Origin of the sequence: Streptomyces flavofungini, assembly GCF_041028215.1 — a bacterium.
GTDB lineage: Bacteria > Actinomycetota > Actinomycetes > Streptomycetales > Streptomycetaceae > Streptomyces > Streptomyces flavofungini_B.
In genome coordinates this window covers 1-3,248 of sequence record NZ_JASKYR010000897.1, presented here as the reverse complement: position 1 = coordinate 3,248, position 3,248 = coordinate 1, and the positions used below count along the sequence as shown (strand labels likewise).

Here is a 3,248-nt window from a genome sequence, read left to right as displayed (position 1 = left end):
AGGAGAGCCACGAGGGTCGCGGTGAGCCTGCGCATCGCCCCAGCGGSGMCGGGCCGCGCCCGCGCGCCGGGCGACACGGCCCGGCCGTCCCCCGATCGGTCGACGCCTGCCCGGGGTGCAACCCCGTTGCAACGTGCGGCCGTGCAGAGTCCTGGCATGGACCGCCAGGAGAGCAAGGACGAGGTGCCCCGGGTCGAGCTCACCCCCGAAGCCGCCCGGCTGGTGCGCCAGTTGCGGGAGCGGCACGGCCCGCTGATGTTCCATCAGTCCGGCGGCTGCTGCGACGGCAGCGCGCCCATGTGCTTCCCCGAGGGTGAATTCCGTACCGGCGAATCGGACGTACGGCTCGCGTCGCTGACCGTCGAGGGCGTGGCCGAGCCCGTAACGTTCTGGATGTCGAAGAGCCAGTACGAGGTGTGGAGCCACACCCGGCTGATCGTGGACGTGGTGCCGGGCCGGGGCAGCGGCTTCTCACTGGAGGCCCCGGAAGGCGTCCGCTTCCTGATCCGTTCCCGGCTGCTCGGAACATAGCCACCGCCTCCCGTCTGGTGAACTACTACGTCGACTGGGGCAGTTGGGGCCCGGCCGACTCCAGGGGGGATCTGTGACCCGGCAGACACTACGCAGTGGGCGGTTCAGAACGGCGTTCGCCCTCATCACCACGCTCGGCGCGCTGGCCGGTGCGGCTCTCACGGGAGCGGCACCGGCCAGTGGTGCGCCCGGGGCCACCGCGCGGGCGGCGGTCACCGAGATCGGGCCCGGCGTCGCCTACCGGTACTTCGACGTGCCCGGCGCGCACGGCACGGCCCGCGCCCATGTGCTCGACGTCGACCTGCGCGATCCGCGCACCAGCGTCGGGCTGCTCTACCCCGGCAAGGTCGCCGCGCGCTCGCCCGTCTCCGCGCTCGCGGACGGCTCCGGCGCGGTCGGCGGCATCAACGGCGACTTCTTCAACATCAGCGAGACCCAGCATCCGGGGGTCGAGGCGACCGGCGCGCCCGTGGGGCCCGCGATCGCCGCGGGGCGCGCGCTGAAGGGCGCGGTCCCCGACGGCCAGCGCTTCGGGCCCGCGATGCCGCCGGGCGTGACCACCAAGGCCGTGCTCGGCGTCGGCTACGACCGCAGGGCGCGCCTGGACGACCTCACCCTGACGGGGCGGGTGCGCACCCCGGACGCCCGCCTGCCGCTGGGCGGGCTCAACCAGTACGCGCTGCCGGTGGGTTCCGTCGGGGCGTTCACCAGCGACTGGGGCTCGGTGTCGCGGGTGCGGGCGACCTGCGGCACGGACACCAGCCGGGGGGCGCCGTGCAGCACGGACACCCATGAGGTGACGGTCCGTCACGGGCGGGTGGTGGCGAGCGCCGACACCCCCGGCAGCGGTCCCGTGGCGGAGGGCAGCACGGTCCTCGTGGGCCGTGAGGCGGGCGCCCAGGCGCTGCGGAAGCTGTCGCTCGGTGACCCGGTGGGCGTCCAGCACCGGCTGGTGGCCGCCCGGTCGCACATCCCGTTCCGCTTCGCCCTCGGCGGCTATCCGGTGCTGCGCGGCGGCGTGCCGCTGCCCGGCCTCGACCGGACGACCCCGGCGGTGCGGACCGCCGCCGGGATCTCCGACGACGGCCGGCGCCTGCTGCTGCTCGCGCTCGACGGCTCGCCGGAGTTCCGTTCGGGCCTCACGATCGCCGAGGTGGCCGACACCTTGCGCGGTCTCGGTGCCACCGAGGGCTTCAGCCTCGACGGCGGCGGCTCCTCCACGCTGGTCTCGGCGACGGCCACGCTGGTCGCGCGGGCGCCGGGCGCCGACGCGGTGACCGTACGGAACAATCCGAGCGGCGGGGCCGAGCGTCCGGTGCCGAACGGCATCGGGGTGTTCTCCCGGTGACGGCGTCCGCGCTCCGCGCGGTCTACTCGGTGTCCCGCACCGCGACCAGGCCGTTGAAGACGCCCACGTAGGCGGTCCCGTCCGGGCCCAGCGTCACCGGGGCCCAGTTGTTGTCGTAGGCGATGCCCGTACCGGCGAGCCGCTTCCACCTGGTCTCGCCGGTGCGGAAGTCGACCGCGGTGAGGTACCAGGCGTCGACGCCGAGCCGGTTCGGTTCCTTCGTGTAGAAGTACAGCAGTCCGTTGGCGGTGGAGAGCTTGGGGACGGTGGAGGGTGCGCGCACGTCGCTCTCCCAGACGGTGTCGCAGCCGCTGCCGTCCTCGCGTACGTCGATCCTGTTGACGCCCCCGACGACACTGCGGCCCAGCGTGAGCGAGGTGATGTTCTCGTACCCGTAGTTGTTCTCGACGACGAGGCTGTCCCCCCAGGTGATGAGGGAGTTGTCGGTGGTGGAGGCGCCCGGCGCGAAGACGGGGACCTTGCAGACGAGCCGCTCGTCGTCGGGCACACCGGCGCCGCGCCGGTAGACGAGGACGTTCATGCGGTCGTCGGCGTTGTCGGTGATGGCCACGTAGTCGCCGTGCTCGCCGAAGAGGTCGGGGGTCGTGCCCGAGCCCTGGTTGACCGAGCCCGGCTTGGTGCCGCTGCCGCGGTCGTAGGTCTGCCGCCACTGGACCCGCGGGGTGCCGTCGCGGCCCGCGCGGAAGCTGTAGAGCGCGTGGTCGGAGACGATGGAGACTCCGTCCTCGGCGACTTGGAAGGAGTTCTGGATCTCCTCGCCGTCCAGGCGTACGGACCGGATGGCACCGGAGTCCGGGGCGACGGTGCCGACGCGCCCCTGCCGTGTCACCCACCAGACGCGCCCCTCCCAGTCGGGCATGACGGAGGTGACGGGGTCGCACTCGCCGCTGGGGTGAAGGTTGGTCCAGGAGACGCAGTCGTGCGGGACGTGCGCGGTGAGGTCCCACTCCTTGTCGACGACGAAGCGCCAGCCACCGTCGGGCGTCCGTTCGTGGGCGAGCCGGACGATGTGCTGCCGGGAGTCGGCGAGCACGAGGCGGTCCTGGTCGTCGAGGTAGGAGTAGGCGCCGCCCGAGGTGTCCTTGAAGATCCTGGAGAAGTCGAGCCGGGTGATGGCCTCGACGGTGGAGGGCCGCTGGGGCAGCTTGTACTCGGCGAGCGTCTCAAGGCTCCGCGGGTCGAGCAGTTTCACCAGGAACCCCGTGAAGGTGCCGCACACGGTGACGATGCGGCCCTGCCGGTCGAAGGTGACGGTGGCGCACTCGCCGCCGAGGGCGGCCATCTTCTCGCTGTCGACGCCCGGCTTCCTCCCGAGCGGTCCGCTCCAGGGGTACGTACCGCTGCCCGC

Annotated in this window: 3 protein-coding genes; 2 read left to right on the top strand and 1 reads right to left on the bottom strand. The window is 72.9% G+C overall.

Going from position 1 to position 3,248, the window contains the following annotated elements; all coding sequences use genetic code 11:
* Positions 1-156 precede the first annotated feature (156 nt).
* Together AB8Z36_RS36185 and AB8Z36_RS36180 are read left to right on the top strand one after the other, a co-directional pair.
* Entirely contained in the window at positions 157-531 is a 375-nt protein-coding gene (locus tag AB8Z36_RS36185; RefSeq protein ID WP_369217633.1) for a DUF779 domain-containing protein, read from the top strand.
* 73 nt (positions 532-604) lie between these two features.
* Complete coding sequence (locus tag AB8Z36_RS36180) at positions 605-1,879, top strand: phosphodiester glycosidase family protein (protein ID WP_369217632.1); 1,275 nt, start codon at positions 605-607, stop codon at positions 1,877-1,879.
* A gap of 22 nt (positions 1,880-1,901) precedes the next feature.
* On the opposite strand, the gene AB8Z36_RS36175 is transcribed toward AB8Z36_RS36180, so the two are convergent.
* Positions 1,902-3,248 (bottom strand): hypothetical protein (locus tag AB8Z36_RS36175; protein WP_369217631.1); only part of this gene is annotated, 1,347 nt, incomplete at its 5' end.

What these genes read in the sequence shown, in the direction of transcription:
- AB8Z36_RS36185 (WP_369217633.1), top strand. Translation starts at nt 157, where the DNA reads ATGGACCGCCAGGAGAGCAAGGACGAGGTGCCCCGGGTCGAGCTCACC.